This is a genomic window from Stenotrophomonas sp. YIM B13575, assembly GCF_042787595.1.
Taxonomy (GTDB): Bacteria; Pseudomonadota; Gammaproteobacteria; order Xanthomonadales; family Xanthomonadaceae; genus Stenotrophomonas; species Stenotrophomonas lactitubi_B.
The window spans coordinates 1-19,909 of the sequence record NZ_JBHZOP010000064.1 but is presented as its reverse complement, the minus strand read 5'-3'; the positions used below and the strand labels follow the sequence as shown (position 1 = coordinate 19,909).

The 19,909-nt window shown below is 65.6% G+C and carries 25 protein-coding genes, 1 tRNA gene and 1 riboswitch; of the genes, 15 read left to right on the top strand and 11 right to left on the bottom strand.

Going from position 1 to position 19,909, the window contains the following annotated elements:
* Nucleotides 1–10: 10 nt before the first annotated feature.
* Nucleotides 11–721, bottom strand: coding sequence for a hypothetical protein (locus ACFX4F_RS11980; RefSeq protein WP_380655503.1), 711 nt, complete (start codon nucleotides 719–721; stop codon nucleotides 11–13).
* Between the two features lie 343 nt (nucleotides 722–1,064).
* Between ACFX4F_RS11980 and ACFX4F_RS11975 the strand changes: the two genes are divergently transcribed.
* Nucleotides 1,065–1,634, top strand: coding sequence for a DUF998 domain-containing protein (locus ACFX4F_RS11975; protein WP_380655500.1), 570 nt, complete (start codon nucleotides 1,065–1,067; stop codon nucleotides 1,632–1,634).
* 46 nt (nucleotides 1,635–1,680) lie between these two features.
* Here the strand turns inward: ACFX4F_RS11975 and ACFX4F_RS11970 are convergent, their stop codons facing one another.
* The gene (locus ACFX4F_RS11970) at nucleotides 1,681–2,322 is read right to left on the bottom strand and encodes a flavin reductase family protein (RefSeq protein WP_380655497.1); all 642 of its coding nucleotides are present in this window, start codon (nucleotides 2,320–2,322) and stop codon (nucleotides 1,681–1,683) included.
* A 105-nt stretch (nucleotides 2,323–2,427) separates the two neighbouring features.
* On the opposite strand from ACFX4F_RS11970, the gene ACFX4F_RS11965 reads away from it, so the two are divergent.
* Nucleotides 2,428–3,132: an ArsR/SmtB family transcription factor gene (locus ACFX4F_RS11965; protein ID WP_380655494.1), complete on the top strand. Its 705-nt coding sequence runs from the start codon at nucleotides 2,428–2,430 to the stop codon at nucleotides 3,130–3,132.
* A 133-nt stretch (nucleotides 3,133–3,265) separates the two neighbouring features.
* The gene (locus ACFX4F_RS11960) at nucleotides 3,266–3,535 is read left to right on the top strand and encodes a hypothetical protein (RefSeq protein ID WP_089240177.1); all 270 of its coding nucleotides are present in this window, start codon (nucleotides 3,266–3,268) and stop codon (nucleotides 3,533–3,535) included.
* Nucleotides 3,536–3,548: 13 nt separating this feature from the next.
* Here ACFX4F_RS11960 and ACFX4F_RS11955 read toward each other — a convergent pair whose 3' ends face one another.
* The gene (locus tag ACFX4F_RS11955) at nucleotides 3,549–4,631 is read right to left on the bottom strand and encodes an alpha/beta hydrolase family protein (RefSeq protein ID WP_380655491.1); all 1,083 of its coding nucleotides are present in this window, start codon (nucleotides 4,629–4,631) and stop codon (nucleotides 3,549–3,551) included.
* A 261-nt stretch (nucleotides 4,632–4,892) separates the two neighbouring features.
* Between ACFX4F_RS11955 and ACFX4F_RS11950 the strand changes: the two genes are divergently transcribed.
* Together ACFX4F_RS11950 and ACFX4F_RS11945 are read left to right on the top strand one after the other, a co-directional pair.
* A complete protein-coding gene (locus tag ACFX4F_RS11950) occupies nucleotides 4,893–5,408 on the top strand; it encodes an AAA family ATPase (protein WP_380655488.1) in 516 nt (171 codons plus the stop codon).
* Nucleotides 5,409–5,502: 94 nt separating this feature from the next.
* Nucleotides 5,503–6,336 carry an AraC family transcriptional regulator gene (locus ACFX4F_RS11945; protein ID WP_099820066.1) on the top strand — a complete coding sequence of 278 codons (834 nt, stop codon included), beginning with the start codon at nucleotides 5,503–5,505 and terminating at the stop codon, nucleotides 6,334–6,336.
* Nucleotides 6,337–6,339: 3 nt separating this feature from the next.
* Here ACFX4F_RS11945 and crcB read toward each other — a convergent pair whose 3' ends face one another.
* Nucleotides 6,340–6,732 carry a fluoride efflux transporter CrcB gene (gene crcB, locus ACFX4F_RS11940; RefSeq protein WP_380655484.1) on the bottom strand — a complete coding sequence of 131 codons (393 nt, stop codon included), beginning with the start codon at nucleotides 6,730–6,732 and terminating at the stop codon, nucleotides 6,340–6,342.
* An 81-nt stretch (nucleotides 6,733–6,813) separates the two neighbouring features.
* Nucleotides 6,814–6,877, bottom strand: a riboswitch (Fluoride riboswitch).
* Between the two features lie 22 nt (nucleotides 6,878–6,899).
* Complete coding sequence (locus ACFX4F_RS11935; protein WP_223880016.1) at nucleotides 6,900–7,340, bottom strand: helix-turn-helix domain-containing protein; 441 nt, start codon at nucleotides 7,338–7,340, stop codon at nucleotides 6,900–6,902.
* Between the two features lie 78 nt (nucleotides 7,341–7,418).
* Between ACFX4F_RS11935 and ACFX4F_RS11930 the strand changes: the two genes are divergently transcribed.
* Complete coding sequence (locus ACFX4F_RS11930; RefSeq protein ID WP_099820068.1) at nucleotides 7,419–7,628, top strand: hypothetical protein; 210 nt, start codon at nucleotides 7,419–7,421, stop codon at nucleotides 7,626–7,628.
* Between the two features lie 351 nt (nucleotides 7,629–7,979).
* Entirely contained in the window at nucleotides 7,980–8,216 is a 237-nt protein-coding gene (locus tag ACFX4F_RS11925) for a hypothetical protein (protein ID WP_025875165.1), read from the top strand.
* A 1-nt stretch (nucleotide 8,217) separates the two neighbouring features.
* On the opposite strand, the gene ACFX4F_RS11920 is transcribed toward ACFX4F_RS11925, so the two are convergent.
* A complete protein-coding gene (locus tag ACFX4F_RS11920; protein ID WP_380655479.1) occupies nucleotides 8,218–9,267 on the bottom strand; it encodes a 4Fe-4S dicluster domain-containing protein in 1,050 nt (349 codons plus the stop codon).
* A complete protein-coding gene (locus ACFX4F_RS11915) occupies nucleotides 9,264–9,548 on the bottom strand; it encodes a hypothetical protein (protein ID WP_089240191.1) in 285 nt (94 codons plus the stop codon). Before ACFX4F_RS11915 ends, ACFX4F_RS11920 begins: the two co-directional genes overlap by 4 nt.
* Before the next feature lie 180 nt (nucleotides 9,549–9,728).
* On the opposite strand from ACFX4F_RS11915, the gene ACFX4F_RS11910 reads away from it, so the two are divergent.
* Nucleotides 9,729–10,169 (top strand): group III truncated hemoglobin, encoded by a 441-nt coding sequence (locus tag ACFX4F_RS11910; protein WP_380655475.1) that lies wholly within the window; start codon nucleotides 9,729–9,731, stop codon nucleotides 10,167–10,169.
* A gap of 44 nt (nucleotides 10,170–10,213) precedes the next feature.
* Nucleotides 10,214–11,623: an oxygen-independent coproporphyrinogen III oxidase gene (gene hemN / locus ACFX4F_RS11905; protein ID WP_380655472.1), complete on the top strand. Its 1,410-nt coding sequence runs from the start codon at nucleotides 10,214–10,216 to the stop codon at nucleotides 11,621–11,623.
* A gap of 9 nt (nucleotides 11,624–11,632) precedes the next feature.
* On the opposite strand, the gene ACFX4F_RS11900 is transcribed toward hemN, so the two are convergent.
* Nucleotides 11,633–12,112, bottom strand: a complete 480-nt coding sequence (locus tag ACFX4F_RS11900; RefSeq protein WP_380655469.1) for a hypothetical protein — start codon at nucleotides 12,110–12,112, stop codon at nucleotides 11,633–11,635.
* 176 nt (nucleotides 12,113–12,288) lie between these two features.
* Nucleotides 12,289–12,375: transfer RNA gene (locus tag ACFX4F_RS11895), tRNA-Leu, on the bottom strand.
* Nucleotides 12,376–12,541: 166 nt separating this feature from the next.
* Between ACFX4F_RS11895 and ACFX4F_RS11890 the strand changes: the two genes are divergently transcribed.
* From ACFX4F_RS11890 to ACFX4F_RS11870, 5 genes are all read left to right on the top strand, one after another.
* The gene (locus tag ACFX4F_RS11890) at nucleotides 12,542–13,513 is read left to right on the top strand and encodes a TraB/GumN family protein (protein ID WP_380655466.1); all 972 of its coding nucleotides are present in this window, start codon (nucleotides 12,542–12,544) and stop codon (nucleotides 13,511–13,513) included.
* A 58-nt stretch (nucleotides 13,514–13,571) separates the two neighbouring features.
* Entirely contained in the window at nucleotides 13,572–14,024 is a 453-nt protein-coding gene (locus ACFX4F_RS11885) for a BLUF domain-containing protein (protein ID WP_240196353.1), read from the top strand.
* 112 nt (nucleotides 14,025–14,136) lie between these two features.
* Nucleotides 14,137–15,423 carry a nucleotide sugar dehydrogenase gene (locus tag ACFX4F_RS11880; protein WP_380655463.1) on the top strand — a complete coding sequence of 429 codons (1,287 nt, stop codon included), beginning with the start codon at nucleotides 14,137–14,139 and terminating at the stop codon, nucleotides 15,421–15,423.
* A gap of 45 nt (nucleotides 15,424–15,468) precedes the next feature.
* The gene (locus ACFX4F_RS11875) at nucleotides 15,469–17,091 is read left to right on the top strand and encodes an FMN-binding glutamate synthase family protein (protein ID WP_099820075.1); all 1,623 of its coding nucleotides are present in this window, start codon (nucleotides 15,469–15,471) and stop codon (nucleotides 17,089–17,091) included.
* A 91-nt stretch (nucleotides 17,092–17,182) separates the two neighbouring features.
* Nucleotides 17,183–17,614, top strand: a complete 432-nt coding sequence (locus ACFX4F_RS11870; protein WP_380655459.1) for a GNAT family N-acetyltransferase — start codon at nucleotides 17,183–17,185, stop codon at nucleotides 17,612–17,614.
* A gap of 25 nt (nucleotides 17,615–17,639) precedes the next feature.
* Here the strand turns inward: ACFX4F_RS11870 and ACFX4F_RS11865 are convergent, their stop codons facing one another.
* A complete protein-coding gene (locus ACFX4F_RS11865) occupies nucleotides 17,640–18,887 on the bottom strand; it encodes a TIGR03862 family flavoprotein (protein ID WP_380655456.1) in 1,248 nt (415 codons plus the stop codon).
* The gene (locus tag ACFX4F_RS11860) at nucleotides 18,874–19,308 is read right to left on the bottom strand and encodes an FKBP-type peptidyl-prolyl cis-trans isomerase (protein ID WP_099820078.1); all 435 of its coding nucleotides are present in this window, start codon (nucleotides 19,306–19,308) and stop codon (nucleotides 18,874–18,876) included. Before ACFX4F_RS11860 ends, ACFX4F_RS11865 begins: the two co-directional genes overlap by 14 nt.
* Before the next feature lie 68 nt (nucleotides 19,309–19,376).
* On the opposite strand from ACFX4F_RS11860, the gene ACFX4F_RS11855 reads away from it, so the two are divergent.
* The gene (locus ACFX4F_RS11855) at nucleotides 19,377–19,742 is read left to right on the top strand and encodes a DUF6164 family protein (RefSeq protein WP_099820079.1); all 366 of its coding nucleotides are present in this window, start codon (nucleotides 19,377–19,379) and stop codon (nucleotides 19,740–19,742) included.
* Nucleotides 19,743–19,909 lie beyond the last annotated feature (167 nt).

The window sequence follows — 19,909 nt, the reverse complement described above, 5'->3', positions numbered from 1 at the left end:
AGGCATAGCTCTACGCGTTCTTACCCAGCGCCTTCATTCTGGTCGACTTCGCCGAGGCTATGGAGCTAAGCAGTCTTTTCCGGTTGTCTTGGTAGAGCGTAATGAAATCGAGGCCCTTCGGGTCCCTCCGACCTGGAGTCGGGTGTTCTGGAATCTTCTCAATCAGCACATACAGCTCATCTGCAACAAGCTCCACGTCTTCCGCGCTCTTGATGCTATCGATAATTGCCAGGACCTCAGCCCTGATCTTCTCGAGGTCCTCAGCTTTGCCCTTCACCCCTTTGTCAAGCGAATCAGCTTCTGCTGCATCGATAGATCTGAGAACTCGGTGAAGTTGGCCAACAATGCCAGTCCTTATCTCGATTCTCTTTATTTCTTGACCGCGAGCCCTTAGCGCGAAAAGCGTCTCTGTCGATGCCACTTCAGCAACACGCCGGACGTCATCGTAGAGAAGCGAGATGCCTTCCCGAAAGTCCTTGTAGTTGCATACCCCTTGAAGGGCGACCAAGATTGTGCCGAGCACCGTGATTCGTGACTTAACTGAACCAGGTTCCGAATCGAACTCTAGCTTAGCGTCTTCGTAGAGGAAGAACTTGGCTCGAGTGGCGATCAGTGGCAGTGCGTTCTCGCGAATGGCTGCAACGGCGGATGCGTAGTTCTCGTCCACCTCCGCATGGACGTATGCTTGGCAAAGAATGTTGGTCCGAATGTAGTCGGCCATTTAGATCCCCCCTTCGGATCGAACTGTCCTTGTCTTTCCGGCACGAAGTCCGGCTGGTGCTCGCAACTTAGCCTGAGCCCCGTCATTTATCTACTACCGCTAGCCAGAGTGGTGGGCAGGCAGGGTGGCGGGAATTGCTATGTATTTGATTAATAAAGGATAGATGCGGATTGCAAATCCGTTTACAGCGGTTCGATTCCGCTTGAGGCCTCCAATTGAAAAGCCCTGACTACGGTCAGGGCTTTTTCTTTGCGCACAATCCGGCACCGACGCGCTGTACCAAAATGCACATGCGACCCGGCGGGGCCGGCTGCTAACGTCGCCGCACTCCTCTTCAGCAGTGGTGACCGCAGTGCGAAACCTGGCGATCCAGCAGGCCGTGTATGTTCCCCTCGGCGCAATGCTGGCGCTGATCGCTTTTGCATTCACCGTGCCCGGCTACCACCCGGTCTCGCAGCACCTCAGCGAGATGGGCCTGATGCCGGGGCTGCCAGCCAAGGCGGTGCAGGTCGGCCCGATGGTCAGTGGCTCGGCCATCCTCCTCTTCAGCCTCGCGTTGCTGGCGCAGAGTCGACGTTTCGCGCTCACTGCGCTCACCTCCACGCTGTTCGGGGCGGCCATGCTCAGCAACGGCCTCTTCACCATCGGCAGCCCGATGCATGGCCTCCATGCCATCGGCATCTTCTCGATCCTCACCCCGCTGCTGTTCCTGGCAGAGCTGGGCCCGCAGGCGTCAACGCGGATGGCATGGTTCGCGCGCGCCAGCTCGCTGCTGGGGATGGCCTACCTGTGGCTGATGATGTCCGGCTTCGACCCGGAGCCCTATCGCGGCCTCACCCAGCGCCTTGCGCTGCTGCCGGCGTTCGGCTGGTACACCCTCGCGGCGCTGGAACTGCGTCGATTCCGCGGTTGAGCCAAGCGCTTCCTGCAGCGAGCGCTGGCAGTCTGCGGCCAGACATTCAAGCCGCCGCTGGCGCCGGGTCGTCAGCACGGAAATTGCGCGACACCGGCGTCGTCGTGCCCACATAGTGGCGGAACAGGTAGATCAGCGGTGCCCAGCGCTGCACGTCGATGTGCTGGGTACCTGCAATGGTGATCGCCTCGTGTGCATGCACCCGGCAGATCCGTCCCTCGACGATCATGAAGCCCTGATCCTGCGTTCCGCTGGGTCGATGCGAGGCAAGCAGTACCACCTCCACCTGCAGCGGGCATTCGGCGATCGCCGGCGGTGCCACCAGCACCGAGTCGACGCGGCTGAAGCCGCCCAGTGCGAACTTGTCACGCACATGCACGTAGCCCATATCACGCTTCGAATCCGGCACGGGAGTGCGCGCGGTGGCGCGGGCAATGGCTTCAACCTGCGCCGCCTGCGTGGCATCTGCGAAGTTCAGCACGCATTCGCCGCGTGCCAGAAGATTGCTGCAACCCTGGCCCTGTTCGCCGATGCCGAGCACCACGCGGTCGCCCAACGCCCAGAATGAAGAAAGCGGGCTGATGTTCGCACTGCCGTCTTCATTCAGCGTGGTCATCAGCACCACCGGCGTTCCCGGATAGAGCACGGAGGGGGTGATACAGCGGCGTTGGATGTGTTCTGCTCGCATGCTGGAAGTTGTGGGTTGCGGGCGATTACTGTGCCCTGTGCAAGCGCGCGGACGCTTCGATCCAGGTCGAACAATGAGTAGCAGGCGGCATGCCACACTGTGGTCATGGTCCAGACCTCCCGCTCTTTCATCAATGTCGGCACCTTGGTCGGTGACCACGCACGCGCGGCCATGCTGTCGACGTTGATGGATGGCCGCGCACACACGGCATCCGAGCTGGCTGGCGTGGCCGGCATCTCGCCACAGACGGCAAGCAGTCATCTACGGCGGTTGCTCGATGGCGGCATCCTGGCCGTAGCTGTGCAGGGACGTCACCGTTATCACCGTCTGGCCTCGACCGAAGTCGCCGACATGCTGGAAGGCATCCTGCGTTTCAGCGATCAACTGCCACCGCTCTCTCCGCGAATCGTCCGGGTCGATGCCGGCTTCCGTCGGGCACGCAGCTGCTATCAGCACCTGGCTGGTGAATACGCCGTCGCCATCTCTGACCATCTGCTGGGTACCGGGGCGATCACCGCATCAGCAGACCACTGGCAGCTGACGGCTCATGGCGCCGACGTCCTGCGCGCCGTGGGCGAGCCGCTGGCAGAGCTGATCGCGCGATCACCGCGGGTGAGGCCCGAGCGCTACTGCCGCGGCTGCCTGGACTGTACCGAGCGTCGTCCGCACATGGCCGGCATGGTCGGCGAAGCCATGCTGCAGAGTTTCCTGCTGAACCGCTGGCTGCACCGCCTCGAGGGGCGGCGCGAACTGCGGATCACGCCAGCCGGGCAGGCGGCGTTCCGCAGCTTGTTCGACGTGGGCGCCTGAGACCCGCCACGCGCCCCTGTCAGTCTCAGCCGGCCACGACATGGCGACGGGGTATGGTCGAGTTCTGGTCTTCGGGAGCAGCAATGGCAGGCAAGGACATGAGGGGCTGCATGCATGATGCAGCTGGCGGGCAATGAGCAGATCCACCGCAGATGTGCGCTGGCTTACATTCCGGCTGAAGAACGGGCAGTCCATCGGCCCCGATCAACTGAAGGACGGCTGGGTCCTCGCCTCGGAGAGCCGTCATTGCGACGTGCGCCGCGAGCGCATCGAGGGCGCAGGCGTGGTCTATGCGCTGTACGGTCCGCCGGATCTTCCGTCGCCCCGCCGCGCAGAGCTGCGCATGCGCGACTTCCTCATGCGCTCCGGCTATACCTTCACCATGGGTACGCTGGGTCACTGATCCGGTTGGGCATTCAGCGGGCAACCGCTGCTGCCTTGAGCGCCTCGACTACCTGTGAATCGGTAAAGCCACAATGGCCTTCGCCAACCGGCGGCAGCACCCGCGGTAATGGCGTTGCGCCTGCGCGTTTGGCCAGGTGCGGGTACACCGTCTGCATGCGCGGCACGATGCTCGGGTCATCGTTGTTGAACTGGATCACCAGCGGTCGCTTGACTGTGCCGGTCAACGCCAGCTTTTCGCGCACATATCGCTGTGCCGGCGCAACAGGTGCCAGCCGCTGCACGCCCGCGTTGAACGCCTTGTCGTCACCGAATCCACGATAGACCGTCGTCAGGTTGCCGACCGGCATGCCGCCAGCGCGCGTGGCCAGTTCGTGCAGGATCATCGCGTGCAGGCTGATCGTGCCCGGCAATGCCTCCACACTTACCTGCAGCCGTGTCGCCAGTTGCGCGGCCACGGCGGGCCGGGTCTGAAGCGCGGCAGCGATGCCTTGATAGAGCGCCATCTGTGGCAGTGCTGCAGCGTCCGCCGATGCCAAGCCCTGGCGGGGCAGCCCTTCGGCCTCGGGGAAGAAATAATCGAACGCCACCAATGTAGTCAGCAGGTCGCTGGCCAATTGTTCGCCGGGCAGGTTGGCGCCGCACAGCGATACGCCACCGCTGTAGCGCTGCGGTAGGCGTTCGAGAGTGGCGATGGCCACCGCACCGCCCATCGAGAAACCGAGTATCCAGGTGCGACGCACGTCCTTCAATTCGGACAGGGCGTGCACGCGCAGGCGTTCCATGTCGTCGATTGCATCGGCCACGGCCCAGCCCTGGCTGGCATAGGCGCTCTGCGCAACGGCGTAGCCGGCTGCAAGCAGGCCGGCGGTGCTGTCGTTGGCCAGTATCGGCGATTGCCACGGCGCGCCAACCGGCTCGTAGCCATGCGCCAGCATCACCAGTTCACCGTTCCAGCCGGCGGGCACATCCAGGCGCCAGCGTGCGCCCTGCAGTTCGCCGCTGGAGGTGTGCGGTGGGGCTGTGGGTACGGCGGACAGCGAGGTGTGTGGCAGCAGCAGGGCCACGGCCAGGGCGAGTCGAAAACGTGGACGCATCGTGACCTTCCTTGCAGGGCGTGTGGCGAGGATAGGGCTGGATAGTGCAAGGGGCGCGCTGCACCGCATCAGTGGCTTGCCCAGGCGCCTGATCTGACGCTAGTCTCGGGGAATGGTGACCCAGCGCATTCCGGCGATTATCCGAATTCCCCACGGGAAGGCGGGTTAGCGCGCGGCTGTTCCAGCCATGCAACCCGTCCGGGAGGGCGGGCTGCCACCGTTCCCGGGCGATCGACGTTCCTTCGCCCTCGGAGATGGCACATGCAGCTACTTCCCACCAGTACACACGATTGCCCGGCCACCCTGCACCTGGTATGCGGCAAGATCGGAGCAGGCAAATCCACGCTGTCCCGGCAGTTGTCGATGCAGCCGCGGACTGCACTGATCTGCGAAGACACCTGGCTGGCGGCACTCTATCCCGGCCAGATCACGTCCGTGGCCGACTACCTGCGGAACGCGGCGGCGTTGCGCGGCATTCTTGCCGACCACGTCTGCTGCCTGCTGCAGGCGGGGGTGTCGGTAGTGCTCGACTTTCCCTCCAATACCCCCGCCAGCCGCGCATGGGCACGGCAGATATTCGTTCGCGCCGGCGCGGCGCATCGGCTGCACTTCCTGGACGTCCCTGATGAGGTCTGCAAGGCGAGGCTGCACGCGCGCAATGCTGCTGGCGCGCATCCATTCCAGGCCACGGAGGCCGAGTTCGAGCGGATTACCCGCCATTTCGTTGATCCTGCCGAGGAAGAAGGATTCGACGTGATCCACCATCCCGGAGGATGAGCCCTTGTTCCGGCTTGGGCCGCCGTGCCGGTAGGTCTTGAATCCGATACGATCTGGCGTATCTGCCTCCCTTCGTTTGACCTGGAGTCCCGCCATGGCCGATCGTCTCGCCATCCTGCTCGAACGCTTCGCGGTCACCGCCTCGGTGTTCCATGCCGGCGCGCTGTGTGGCATCAACAGCCTCGAAGGAGAGGGCGAGGCCGGCCAGTTGCATCTGGTGCGGCGCGGTCCGTTGCAGGTCAGTCATGGGGCGCAGACGATGCAGGTCGACGTTCCCAGCCTGCTGCTGTATCCGCGCCCGCTGCCGCATCGCTTCCACACCGATCCCCAGCTCGGCGCCGACATGGCCTGTGCCAACCTCCACTTCGAGGGCGGCAGGCTCAACCCGATCAGTGCGGCGCTGCCCGACTTCATCTGCCTGCCGTTGGCCGAACTGTACGGTGGCCATGCCGCGCTGGAGCTGCTGTTCGAAGAGGCATTCGAGCAGCGCTGCGGTCGCACGGTGATGGTCAACCGCCTGTTCGAGGTGGTGATGATCCAGGTGCTGCGGCAGTTGATGGAGGGCGGCGAGATGCGCGGCGGCCTGTTCGCCGGGCTTGGCCATCCGCGGCTGCGGTTGGCGCTGGTGGCGATGCATGAGGCACCGGCGCAGGCGTGGACACTGGAAGATCTGGCCGACGTTGCTGGCATGTCGCGCAGCGTGTTCGCCGCCAGTTTCCGCGAGGCCATGGGAACCACCCCCGGGCATTACCTGCAGGGGTGGCGGGTAGGCCTGGCGCAGCAGGCGCTGCGCCAGGGGCGACCGTTGAAACGGATCGCCGACGAGGTCGGCTATGGCAGCGAGGCGGCGTTGTCGCGCGCGTTCAAGGCGCACACCGGGCAATCGCCACGGCAGTGGCGCGGGCAGGCGCGCGTTGCCGCGAGCTGAGTGTCACCCCAGCGCGAGCCGGGCCAGCTTCATGCCGGCGAACAGCCCGGCCAGGCCAAGGGCGACCGAGCCCCCCGCGTAGAGAGCGGCCAGCCCATGCTGGCCCCGCTGCAGCAGCAGGCCGGTTTCCAGCGAGAAGGTGGAGAAGGTGGTGTAGCCGCCAAGAATGCCGGTGGCCAGCAGCAGGCGCAGTTGTGGCGAGGCGCCGTTGCGCAGGGCAAATGCCTCCACCACTACACCCATCAGCAAGGCGCCGCTGATGTTGACCAGAAAGGTCGACCAGGGCCACGAACTGCCGACGGCGACGCGGGTGCCGATCAGGTTGCAGGCGTGGCGCAGGCAGGCGCCGACACCGCCGCCCAGGAATACCAGCACATAGTTGTTCAATGTCTGCATTGCTTGCCTCGCGTGCGTGTTCGCAGGTTCGACGGCGTACGCAATGGCGGGCAATACCTGCCATCGACGAACGCCGGGTTCGTCGCAGCAGGAGCCATCAGCCATCTCAGGCGGTTATCGGGGGAGCCCCATCCCCATCGACGGCCATGCTACCAGCCCGCGATGGGTCAGGGCAGGGCCGTCATCACCACGCGTGCGACCTTGCCGCGGCTGACGCCCTCCATCAGCAGGTCATGGGCCATCAGCCCCAGCGTGGCCTCGCGGCGGTAGCCGACTTCCAGGCCTCGCTCGGCAAGGATGTGGGCGACCAGCTCATAGGCCGCTTGCCAGACATCCAGATGGGCTTCGCTGGGCATGTGCATGTAGGCCGTGCCGCGTTCGCCGACGCCCCGTCCCAGCGGGCCGAACAGCAGCTCGCGCGGGTCCAGCTTCACCGCATCGGCGATGCGGAACAGCTGTTCGGCTTTCACGTGGTTGGCTTTGACGTGGTCGTTGAGCCAGTTGCTGACCGTTGCCGTCGTCGTTTCGGCGGCACGCGCCAGGTCGGCCGGGCGTGCATGCCCGGCGTCCTTCATGGCGACCGCGAGTCGTTGTCCAAGAGTATTCATCTATGCAAGCCAGCTTAACGCGTGGAATCGAAAGAGGCCTTGGCGCAAGAATAAGTTTGATGATGAAAGGGATCGAAAATGGACGAATTCTGGAGCAAGCGGCAGGTCCGCATGCGGCTGGGCTTTTCCACCGACGCAGAGCTCGCCAAGCTCTTTGGAATCAGCAGATCCGCTGTCTCGCAATGGCCCAGAGGCTTTCCCATCCCGCCGCTGAGGCGCTACATCCTGCAACAGCGTTACCCTGCGTTGTTCCCGATGGATCAGGGGCCAAGCGATGAAACGGCATGAGATGCGTCTAGGCCTGTCGCAGACAGACCGCTAAGATCAATGTGCTAAGCATGCTTAGCAAGATAGGCAGAATCGATCGCCACGCTCGCAGCGACGGCCTGATCTGTGATGGGTACCCGGCTTCGCTGGCGGGCGGTGTCGACATCGGCACGGAGATTCCCGATCTCCTTCGTGACCGTCCTTCATGAACGATTAATAATTTCAATCGCGAAAGTCGCGTCTTGTAATTGACGTGTCGTGAAATCTATGACTAATTGGCATCAACCGGTTGTGAAGGCCGGGAGTCTTTCAGTAGCTCGCAAGTGAATCGGTCGACCGTCAACGATGCAGAACAAGTCCAACGGAGGTCGTATGGAATACGGCATGCATGGCTTGGCTGAACGGGTACGCCGCGAACTGGAAGCCAGTTATCACAAACACGGATGCGGTCCGGCGTTCTGGGATACCTACCAGCAGGTGCTTGACCGTCTGGTTCCGCAGGGGACCGGGCGGACCGATGTCACCAACGAAATGGCGCTGATCATCGAGCAACTGGGCATCGTCCGTCGTGCCCAGCTGGTACCGCCGCGCCCGGGCGACCCGGGCTGACTCAGAGCAGGCGCCAGGCGCCACAGGCCAGCAGGGCCAGCAGCATCGATGCCAAGGCGGTGGTGCGGGGGCGCCACCACCGACGTGGCTGGCCGGCCATCACCTGCGGGCTGCAATAGCTGATCAGGCCGGGCCCGAAGCCCGCCTGCTGCTGTTGCCGGGTGCACGCTTGCAGACAGGCGCCACAGGCCAGGCAGTCGGCCTGTGGGCCATGGCGGATGTCCAGCTGCATCGGGCAGGCGCTTACGCAGGCCATGCAATCGATGCAGTCGCCCAGGCGATCTGCACTGAAGGTCGGCATCGGTCCGGCCAGCAGTGGATGTGCGGCACGGAAAACGTAGTCATGCGCGGTGGTCGGGTCGAGCAGCCCACGACCGCGGCCGAGCACGCCCCCCAATGCCGGCGGGCGCGCACCGCGCGGTTCACCACGGCGCGGGTCATACAGCATGCGCGGGGTGTGCGGGTCGGTCAGCAACGGTTGCATGCGCGCGAATGGACAGAGCGATCGGCACACCTGTTCGCGCAGGAACCCGGCGTTGCCCCAGGTGGCGGCGGCATAGAACAGCACCCAGAAGGTCTCCCAGCCGCTCCAGCCGCCATCGAATGCGCCGGCGACCAGTTCGCGGATCGGACTGAAGAATCCCACGAAGGTGATCCCGGTCCAAAGCGACAGCAGCAGCCAGGCCAGCTGGGTGGCCGGTCGCGCCAGCTGCGCAGGCAGGGCGCGGGACAGTGCCTGCGCGATCCCGTCGAAGGCCCGTGTCCACAGCGTCTGCGGGCAGGCATGTCCGCACCACACGCGACCGGCCAGATGGGTGAGCAGGGCCAGGCCCACCGCCATCACCGCCAGCAGGCCCAGCAGCACGCCGACGTCATCCGGCCACAGGGTCCACGCGAACAGGTCGAAGCGGCGTGCGTCGAGGTCCAGCAGCAGGGCCTGCCGGCCATCCCACTGCAGCCACGGCAGCGCATGGAACAGGACCAGCAGCGCAAGGCCCAGGGGGCGGCGCCAATGCCACGGGCGCGGTGGCGGCGAAGCGATGATGCTCATCCCAGCGGCAGCTCCTCGTCCTCGTCGTTCGGCATCGGCCGCAGCAGGTAGCCGGTCACCGCGCTGGAAAGTGCGGTGACGGCCCAGAACATGAAGAACCCTGCGGTGTAGCCCAGCTCACGGCTGATGGCCGTACCCGGGAAGCTGATCGCCTGCAGCCGCAGTGGATCGACGAACGCAAAGAACACCACGCAGGCCAGGCCGGCGGCGATGAAGCTGGGCCACAGGACTGCGCCCCAATGCTGGATCAGCCGCTGGCGGCTGGAAGACGGTGTGTTCATGCGGGTTCGGGTCGAAGAAGAGGGCGGCGCGTATACTTCGCCGTGGTTGGCGCAGCATCCGCAGGGCATGCTTCCTGCAAGCGTGTCAGCCTAGGTGCGCCGCAGTGCGCTGACATTGATCTGGATCAACAGTAGTGGTGGCGGCCTGCGGCACACTGCCGATCCGCATTTGGTGCCCTGATGAACGCAACGCCCAAGACCGATATTCCCGTTGCTTCACCAGAGCTGTGCAGCGAGGAGGAAGTGACCCGGCTGGTTCACGATTTCTACGCGCGCGTGCGTGACGAGGAGCGTCTGGGGCCGGTGTTCGAAGGTCACGTCAAAGAGTGGCCCGAACACCTCGCCCAGCTCGTGGATTTCTGGTCGGCGATGCTGCGCGGGACGCGCAGGTTCAAGGGCTCGCCGATGTCCAAGCACATGGCAATCGATCTGGAAAAGGATCTGTTCGATCGCTGGCTGGTGCTTTTCCACATCACCACGGCCGAATGCAACAACCCGCCGATGCAGGCGCTGGCCGACGATGTGGCCGCCCGCATCGCCGAGACCTTCTGGCGCCGCTACCAGATGCTGCGCTGGCCGCAGGTCATGCTGCCGGTGCTGGGCGTCCCCGCCAAGGATTGATCTGGGTCAAGGCGCACCGCCTGGCTTGGCGCGATGCTGGCGCCATGGACACGTTCTCTCCCGCTGCCGGTGGCCTGGCCTGGACCTTCGATCCCGATCTGCTGCGCCGGCATGACCGGCCCGGCCCGCGCTACACCTCCTATCCCACCGCGCCGCACTTCCATGACGGCTTCGATGCGCCGGCGCTGCGCCAGGCGATCGCCGACAGCAACCCGCTGGCGCGCGCGCTGTCGTTGTACGTCCATGTGCCGTTCTGCTCCAGCCCCTGCTTCTACTGTGGCTGCAACCGGGTGATCACCCGCGACCGCGGACGTGGCCACAGCTACGTGTCACGCGTGCTGGCCGAGGCGGACCTGCTGGCACCACAGTTCGCCGACGGCCGTGAAGTGATCCAGCTGCACCTCGGCGGCGGCACGCCGAATTTCCTGGATGCCGATGCGATGACGGCACTGGTCGAGGGCCTGCGCCGGCGCTTCGATTTCAGCGATGCCTCGCAGCGTGATTTTTCCATCGAACTGGATCCGCGTTTCATCGACACCAGCGACGTGGCGATGCTGGCCCGGCTCGGTTTCAACCGCGCCAGCCTGGGGGTGCAGGATTTCGACCCGCAGGTGCAGGAATCGATCAACCGCGTGCAGGGCGTGCGGCAGACGCTGGACATCCTGCGCGCGTGCCGCGACAGCGGCATGCGTTCGGTCAATGTCGATCTGATCTACGGACTGCCCGGGCAGAGCCTGGAGGGCTTCGGCCGCACCCTGGAACTGGTGCTGGCGCTGCGCCCGGATCGACTGGCGGTGTACGGCTACGCGCACCTGCCACACCTGTTCCGCGCGCAGCGGCAGATCGACGAAAGCCGCATGCCGTCGCCGGAAGACAAGCTCGCGCTGCTCGGCCTGGCGGTGGAGCGCCTGTCCGCGGCCGGCTACCAGTACATCGGCATGGACCACTTCGCATTGCCGGAAGAAGATCTGTCGCGTGCCCAGCGCGCCGGCCAGCTGCATCGCAACTTCATGGGCTATACCACCCACGCCGACACCGATCTGCTTGGCCTCGGCGTAAGTGCGATCAGCCACATCGGTGCCACCTACAGCCAGAATCCGCGCGACCTGCCATCGTGGGAAAACGCGGTGGACCAGGGGCAACTACCGGTCTGGCGCGGCGTCGCGCTCAGTGCCGACGACGAGCTGCGCGCCGAGCTGATCCAGCAGTTGATGTGCCAGGGCGAAGTGGATGGCGCGTCACTGGCCCAGCGCCATGGCATCGACTTCGAGGCCTACTTCGCCGAAGACCTGCAGGCCGTACAGCGCCTGCAGCAGGATGGCCTGGCCGAGTACCGCGATGGGGTGGTGCGCACCAGCGAGCCGGGGCGGCCGCTGCTGCGCCTGCTGGCGATGTGCTTCGATCCCTATCTGCGTGTCGCCCAGGAGCAGCCGCGCTACTCGCGGGCGATCTGAGCGCAGGCCTCAGCGCTTGCCGACGCCGCGTTCGGGGTGGCGCGCGGCCATGCCTCCACTGGAGGTGGTGGTCCAGTTGCCGCTGAGATCGCGCACGCTGGTCGAATAGGAACCATCGCTGTATTCGGTGCGCCACCTGCCGCTCAGGTCACGCTTGCTGACGGAGTAGGCGCCGTTGCTGTACTCGGTGCGGATGTTGCCGCTCAGGTCGGTGCTGCTGTTGGAGTAGCTGCCATCGCTGTGGGTGGTGCGCTTGCGGCCACTCAGATCAGTGGTGGTGGTCGAGCGGCTGCCGTTGCTGTGCTCGGCGATCTCGCGGCCGGACAGATCGCGCTTGATGCGGCTGGACGATCCGTCGCTGTTGCGGATATCCCGACTTCCGTCGAGGTTGTGGTGGCTGTCCGAACGGCTCTGTGCCGATGCGGGCGCGGTGGCCTGCGCGAGCAGCGTGACCAGCGCCAGCGATGATGCGAGCCATATCCACTTCATGGGGGATCTCCTTATGCGTCGTTCGGCGGCCGAGGCGGCGCGTCCGATTCTGCCATGCCGGCCTGAAGCCGTCTCGAACGCAGCGACGGCAGCCGGATGGCCGTATCCCGTTCAGTGGGCTGCTGTAGAACCAGCGATGCGCGGGCCTGGTGCGGAGGCGTCGGTGCGTGATTGGGTGGTGCCCGGAGCCGGAATCGAACCGGCATGGGGTTGCCCCCGGCGGATTTTAAGTCCGATGCGTCTACCAGTTTCGCCATCCGGGCCTGCAGCGCGCGCCGATTGTAACGGAATCGCCGCCGCTGCCGCCGGCTAACGCTGCTTTTACGCAGTCGGGCGCGGGGCTGGGTACAGTCCGCCAACGTTTCCGGGAATGGCGATATGCGTGCACGTGGCAGGCGATGGATCGGATGCAGTGCCGTGCTGGGGCTGATGCTGGCGATAGGCTCTGCCACCGCGCAGCAGGCACCCGCACCCACGGGCCCGGTGGTGGACATGGACACGGTGCAGGTGACCGGCGAACAACCCGGCCCCGGCCTCTGGAAGGTCACCGCTCCACAGGGGCATGTGCTGTGGATCCTGGGAACGGTCTCGCCGTTGCCAAGCGGCGTGCAATGGCGCTCGGATGAAGTCGAACGGACCATCGCCGGTGTCGACCATGTGCTGGGCGATCCCGGCTTCAGCCTCGATGCGAAGATCGGTGTGTTCAAGGGCCTGACCCTGCTGCCGCTGGCGATGAAGACCGCGCGCGATCCGCAGAGGCGCACGCTGGATCAGATCCTGCCGGCGGCAACGTACGCACGCTGGCTGGGGCTGAAACAGACCTACCTGGGCAATGACCGTGGCGTGGAAAAGGACCGTCCGCTGGTGGCCTCCGGTCGCCTGTACCAGGCGTTTCTCAAGCGCAACGGCCTGCGCGACGGCAAGCAGGTGAAGGAAGCACTCGGGCGCGCCTACAAGGCCCACGACCTGAAGCCTGAAGACGTGCAGGTGAAGCTGAAGGTCGACGACATCCGTGGCACGTTGAAGGAACTGCAGGCCACCGAAGTCGATGACCGCGCATGCTTCGAACGCACGCTCGACACCGTGGAGTTCCAGGCACCGGTGTTGCGTGAGCGGGCCAATGCCTGGGCACTCGGCGATGTCGCTGCACTGCGTCGGCTGTCGGCTTCGGCGATGGCGCAGACCTGCCGCGAACTGCTGCAGGATTCGGCCTTCGTGCGCAGGCGCGGCTGGAGCGACATGCCGCAGCAGGTGCGCACGCGCTGGCTGCAGGGCGTGGATGCGGCGTTGGCCCATCATGCGGGCACCTTCGCGACGGTGCCGGTCAGCCTGCTGCTGGGCGAAGGCTATCTGGACGCGCTGGTGCAGCGCGGCTACCAGGTAGAGGCGCCGCCGGAATAACCAACGCTTGAAGTCCTCGTGCTTCCTGTCATATTCCTCTGCACTCAGGAGGGGAGTGATGGACATGCCGTTGCATGCGTATGCCTATGTCAGCACGGCCAGGGAGGGACTGGACGTGCCCGAGCTCGATGCGCTGCTGGCCGATGCGACCGCCTTCAATCGCATGGCCGGAGTCACCGGGGTGCTGATGTTCGATGGCAGCCGTTTCCTGCAGTACATCGAAGGTCCGCGGGATGGTCTGGCCTCGGTGCACGCGCGCATCAGCAACGCGCGGCGCCACGGCAGCGTCGTCCAGCTTGCCGCAGGCCCGATCGCGACCCGCTGGTTCCCGCGCTGGACGATGGCCAACCGGCATGTGGATCCGGCGACGCTGGCCAGCATCGTAGCGGCCCCGTGGCACGGTTTCAGCCTGGAACAGAACCATCTGGACCACGGTTTCTGCCTGTTGCTGCGGGCCTGGACCGGGGGCCACGGCGAGCTCGAGCCGGCTGCCGTCAGCCTCGGATCCTGATCCGGGGCGTGGTCTGCCGCCGCCGCCGCGGTTAACCTTGTCGGCATGATTGCCTGCACCCGGACCCTCGCATGACCCAGTGGACCCCGTCGCCAGCTGCCGGACGCCGCGCATGAGCGCGCCCATCGGCGCAGCCCAGATGCCGTCTCCGGCCATCATCGGCCTGGGGTACGTCGGGCTGCCGTTGGCGGTGGCCTTCGGCCGCCAACTGCCCACCCTGGGGTACGACATCGATGCCGCACGCATCGCCGAACTGGCCGGCGGGCAGGACCACACGCTGGAGATGGAGCCGGACGAACTGGCCAGCGCGTCGCTGCTGCGCTACAGCAGCGATCCGGCACAGCTGGACGCCTGCAACATCTACATCGTCACCGTGCCCACGCCGATCGATGCCTACGAGCAGCCCGATCTGGAGCCCTTGCGCTCGGCGACGCGACTGATCGCCAGCCATCTTCGCGCCGGTGACCTGGTGATCTACGAATCCACCGTCTACCCGGGTACCACCGAAGAAGTCTGTGTGCCGCTGCTGGAGCAGGGCTCGGGCCTGCGCTTCAACGAGGATTTCTACTGCGGCTACAGTCCGGAGCGGGTCAGCCCCGGCGACCGCCAACGGCGCCTGGCCGACATCCGCAAGATCACGTCCGGTTCAACGCCGGAAGTGGCGGCGGTGGTCGATGGCCTGTACCAGCGGATCATCACCGCCGGTACGTTCCCGGTGCCGTCGATGCGGGTCGCCGAAGCGGCCAAGGTGGTGGAGAACATCCAGCGCGACGTCAACATCGCGCTGGTCAACGAGCTGGCCCTGATCTTCGATCGTCTCGGCATCGATACCCAGGATGTGCTCGACGCCGCAGGCAGCAAATGGAATTTCCTGCCGTTCCGTCCGGGGCTGGTGGGAGGCCACTGCATCGGCGTGGACCCGTACTACCTGCTGCACAAGTCCGAAAGCATGGGCTACCACCCTGACCTGATCCATACCGCGCGGCAGGTCAACAACCGGGTGGGCGAACATGTGGCTACCCGTGTGTTGGCGATGCTGGCCGAGCGAGGTCGTGCGCCGGCGCAATCGCGCATCCTGGTGCTGGGCGTGACCTTCAAGGAGGACTGCCCGGACCTGCGCAACAGCCGCGCGCTGGAACTGGCCCAACGGCTGACCGACAGTGGCGCGCAGGTGGACGTCAGCGATCCCTGGGTGGGGCCGGCCGCACTGGCGGACGAAGGTGTGAACTGGTTGGCCGAGCCGGTGGCCGGCAGCTACGACGCGGTGGTGCTGGCGGTGGCGCATGAGCGCTTCAAGGCGATGGACATTGCCCACATCCGCAGTCTGCTGGCACCCGCTGGACTGGTCTACGACGTGAAGTCTGCCTGGCCGCGCAGCGTGGTCGACGATCGCCTGTAGGTGCTTGCGCGGTAGACTCGGGGGCAGTTGCAACCGAGGAACGCCATGCACCGGTATATCGTCTACCTGCTCGCCATCCTGATGTTTCCGATCTGCCTGTGGCTGGCCACGATCTGGCCGGCCTGGTATTGGGGCGTCGGCCTTACAGCCGCGATGGTGGCGCTGGGGACTTGGGACCTGCTGCAGAAGCGCAGCACCCTGCGCCGCAATTATCCGGTGATGGCGCACTTCCGCTACGGCCTGGAATCCATCGGTCCGGAGATCCGCCAGTATTTCGTGCAGAGCGATCTGGAAGATGTGCCGTTCTCGCGGCAGCAGCGCGCGCTGATCTACCAGCGTGCCAAGAACCAGATGGACACGGTGCCCTTCGGCACCCTGCGCAGCACCTACGCGGTGGACTACGAATGGATCAACCATTCGCTGGCGCCGACAACCATCGCCAAGCACGATTTCCGCGTGCTGATCGGTGCGAACTGTGCCAAACCCTATTCGGCGAGCGTGTTCAACATCTCGGCGATGAGTTTCGGCTCGCTGTCGGCCAACGCGATCCGCGCATTGAACGAAGGCGCACGCCGGGGTGGTTTCTACCACGACACCGGCGAAGGCTCGATTTCGCCCTATCACCGTGAGATGGGCGGCGACCTCGTCTGGGAGATTGGCTCGGGCTACTTCGGCTGCCGCGACGACAAGGGTGGCTTCAGCGAGGAACGCTTCGTTGCCAATGCCAACCACGATCAGGTCAAGATGATCGAGATCAAGCTGTCGCAGGGTGCCAAGCCCGGCCACGGCGGCGTGTTGCCGGCGCCGAAGGTGACGGCCGAGATCTCGGTGACCCGTGGCGTGCCGATGGGCGTTGACTGCGTGTCACCTTCGCGCCATTCGGCGTTCTCCACGCCGGTTGAACTGCTGCAGTTCGTCGCCCGCCTGCGCGAGCTGTCCGGTGGCAAGCCGGTGGGATTCAAGCTGGCCATCGGCCACCCGTGGGAATGGTTCGGCATCGCCAAGGCGATGCACGAAACCGGTCTGCTGCCTGACTTCATCGTCGTCGATGGCGCCGAAGGCGGTACCGGTGCGGCACCCGCCGAGTTCGTCGATCACGTGGGTGTGCCGATGCACGAGGCGTTGCTGCTGGTGCACAACACCCTGGTGGGCCTGGACCTGCGCGAGCACATCCGTATCGGCGCGGCCGGCAAGATCACCAGCGCGTTCGACATCGCCCGCACCATTGCGATGGGGGCCGACTGGTGCAATGCCGGGCGCGGTTTCATGTTCGCGCTGGGCTGCATCCAGTCGCTCAGCTGCCATACCGACAAGTGCCCGACCGGCATCGCTACCCAGGATCCGGCGCGCTGGAAGCATCTGGATGCACCGGACAAGGCCACGCGCGTGTACAGCTTCCACGAGCACACCCTGCATGCGTTGAAGGAGCTGCTGTGTGCGGCGGGCTTGAACGATCCGGCCGAGCTTGGCCCGGAACACATCCTGCGCCGGGTGTCGCCGGTCGAGATCCGTTCACTGGCCTCGTTGTACCGCTACCTGGAGCCGGGCGAGCTGCTGCACAAGGTGCCCGACCACGCGGTGTTCCATTCGTTCTGGGCCGATGCGCGCAGTGATTCCTTCCAGCCGCCGCCGAAGATCCAGGCGCTGCGGGCCAGCAAATCGCGATGATCGCGTAGTAGAGCCGAGCCGGTGCTCGGCTGTACGAAAGCCAGAAACATACGGAGATTGCACGCAGTTCAGGACCGGCACCAACGATGATGTGAGCACGCTGTGGGCATTGCGTACGCGTTGCGTACGCGAGCTGTGCAGCAGCCACTATCCGCCAGAGGTGATCGCGCCGTGGTCGGCATCGCCACCGCCGGTGCAGTACTCGCGGTTGCTGGGGCAGGGCGGCTGTGTCGTCGCCGAGGATGATCGGGGCGACGTGCTGGGGTTCGGTGTGCTCGACGCCGAGGGTAATGAGATCGACGCGCTGTTCGTTGATCCGGATCGAGGCGGGCAGGGGGTTGGCCAGGCGCTGATGCAGCGGCTGCTGGCGATGGCCGATCCAACGCGCGAGGTGGTGTTGTCGGCCTCGCTCAATGCCGTGCCGTTCTACCAGCGGCTGGGCTTTGTCGCCGAACGTGAGGAACTGTATCCGCACCCGAGTGGCGTAGCGCTGGCGTCGGTGAAGATGCGCCGGCCGGCCTGATATCCCCGGCGCTACTGCGGGTGGATCAGCGCGTGGCCAACCACGCCGTCACGCCCTCTGCCGCGCGCAGCCCGCTGGCATAGCACGCCGTCAACAGGTAGCCACCGGTCGGTGCTTCCCAGTCCAGCATTTCTCCCGCGCAGAACACCCCCGGCAAGGTACGCAGCATCAAGCCGTCGTCCAGCGCACCCAGGCGCACGCCACCGGCCGTGCTGATCACCTCGGCCATCGGCCGCGGGCGCAGCAGGCGCAACGGCAGGCGCTTCAATATGGTGACTACGGCGGCCAGATCGTTGCCGGCATCCTTGCCCAGTGTTTCAAATACCAACGCAGTCTTTACTGCATCCAGCCCCGCCTGGCGACGCAGGTGTTCGCCGAAGCTGCGACCCTTGCGCGGCTGCGAGAGATCGGCCTGCAGGCGCGCCTCGTCGCGGCCCGGAACCAGGTCCAGCCACAGCGTGGCGTGGCCGTCGCGGTTGATGGTGTCGCGCAGGTCGGCCGACAGGGCATAGATCAGGCTGCCTTCGATACCGTACTCGCTGGCCACGCACTCGCCCTGCAGCGAGCGGGGCTCACCGTCGAGGTCACGCCAATGCGCGACGATCGGCTTCAGTGGTGCACCCGCGTGGCGCTGCGCGAAGAACGGTGTCCAGGCAACGTCGAATCCGCAGTTGGCCGATTGCAGCGGCGCGACATCCACGGCGCGGGCCTGCAATACCGGAACCCATGCGCCGTCGCTGCCGAGCTGCGGCCAGCTTCCGCCACCCAGCGCCAACACGGTCGCGTCGGCGCGCACGTCCAATGCCCCGTTTTCGGTGGCAAAGCGCAGTGCGCCGTCTTCGCCCCAGCCCAGCCAGCGATGGTTGACGTGCAGGCGCACGCCCTGTTCCTTCAACCGGCGAACCCAGCCGCGCAGCAGCGGTGCGGCCTTGCGGTCGACCGGGAACACGCGGCCGGAACTGCCGACGTAGGTGTCCACACCGAAGCCCGCCGCCCAGTCGCGCAGCGCCTGTGCATCGAAGCCGTCCAGCCAATGGCCAACATTGGCGGCCTGCTCGCGGTAGCGGCTGTCGAACAGCGGACGCGGGTCGGAATGAGTGAGGTTGAGCCCACCCTTGCCGGCAATCAGGAACTTGCGGCCCGGCGAGCCCTTGGCCTCGTACAGATCAACGTCGAGTCCGGCCGCGCGCAGCCGTTCGGCGGCAAACAGCCCCGCCGGGCCGCCGCCGATGACGGCGACGCGGCGCGGCGGGTGTACGTCACTGTTGGACATTGAGCAGCTCGACGTCGAACACCAGCGACGAACCTGCCGGGATCGGGCCGACCTGGCGATCGCCATAGCCGAATTCCGGCGGAATCATCAGCGTGCGCTTGCCGCCGACCTTCATGCCGGCCACGCCTTCATCCCAGCCACGGATGACCTGGCCGGCGCCCAGCGTGAAGGTGAACGGCTCGCCGCGTTCGACCGAACTGTCGAAGGTCTTGCCGTGCTTGTTGTCGGCGCGCTCGTCGTAGATCCAGCCGGTGTAATGCACGCTGACCTTCTGGCCCGGCACGGCCTCGGCGCCGCTGCCGGGCTGGGTATCGATACGCTCGAAAGCGGCGATGGTGCCTCCCGGCGGCGGGCCAGGCGGTTCCGACGAGCAACCAACGGCGGCGAGGGACAGCAGCAGGGGAAGCAGCAGGCGGCGCATCGGCGTCTCCGTGGGTGATGAGTCAAGGGCGGCAAGGTTAGCGCATCGGCGCCGGGTATCATGGGCACATGGCAAAACTCCTGCTCAATCTGCGCAATGTCGGCAACGACGAATATGCCGATGTCTGCACGCTGCTCGACCAGCATGGCATCGCCTGGTACCGCACCGAACCCAGCCCCTGGGGCATCTCCAATGGTGGCCTGTGGCTGCGCGAGGATGCCGACCAGCCGCGTGCCAAGGCGCTGATGGCCGAGTACCAGGCGGCTCGCGGCGTGCGGGTGCGCGCCGAGCGCGAGCAGGCCCTGCGCGATGGCACCGCCGAGACCTTTGGCAGCCTGTTCCGGCGCCGCCCTGCGTTCGTGGTGCTGGTGCTGCTGGGCATGGCGGTGGCGGCGGCACTGGTGCTGCTGCCGTTCATGCTGCTGCGGGGGTAGGGGTGTTCGGCCGGGTTGCACCCGGCACCCGCAGAGGCAACGGCAACGTCAATAGCGGGTTTCCCGTGATTGGGCGGGGCGGTGTGGGCAGGCGGGACACGCCGTAGACCCATCCTTGGGGGCTCGATGGCGCCATCCATGGCGCCAACGGTCCCGCCTGCCCACAC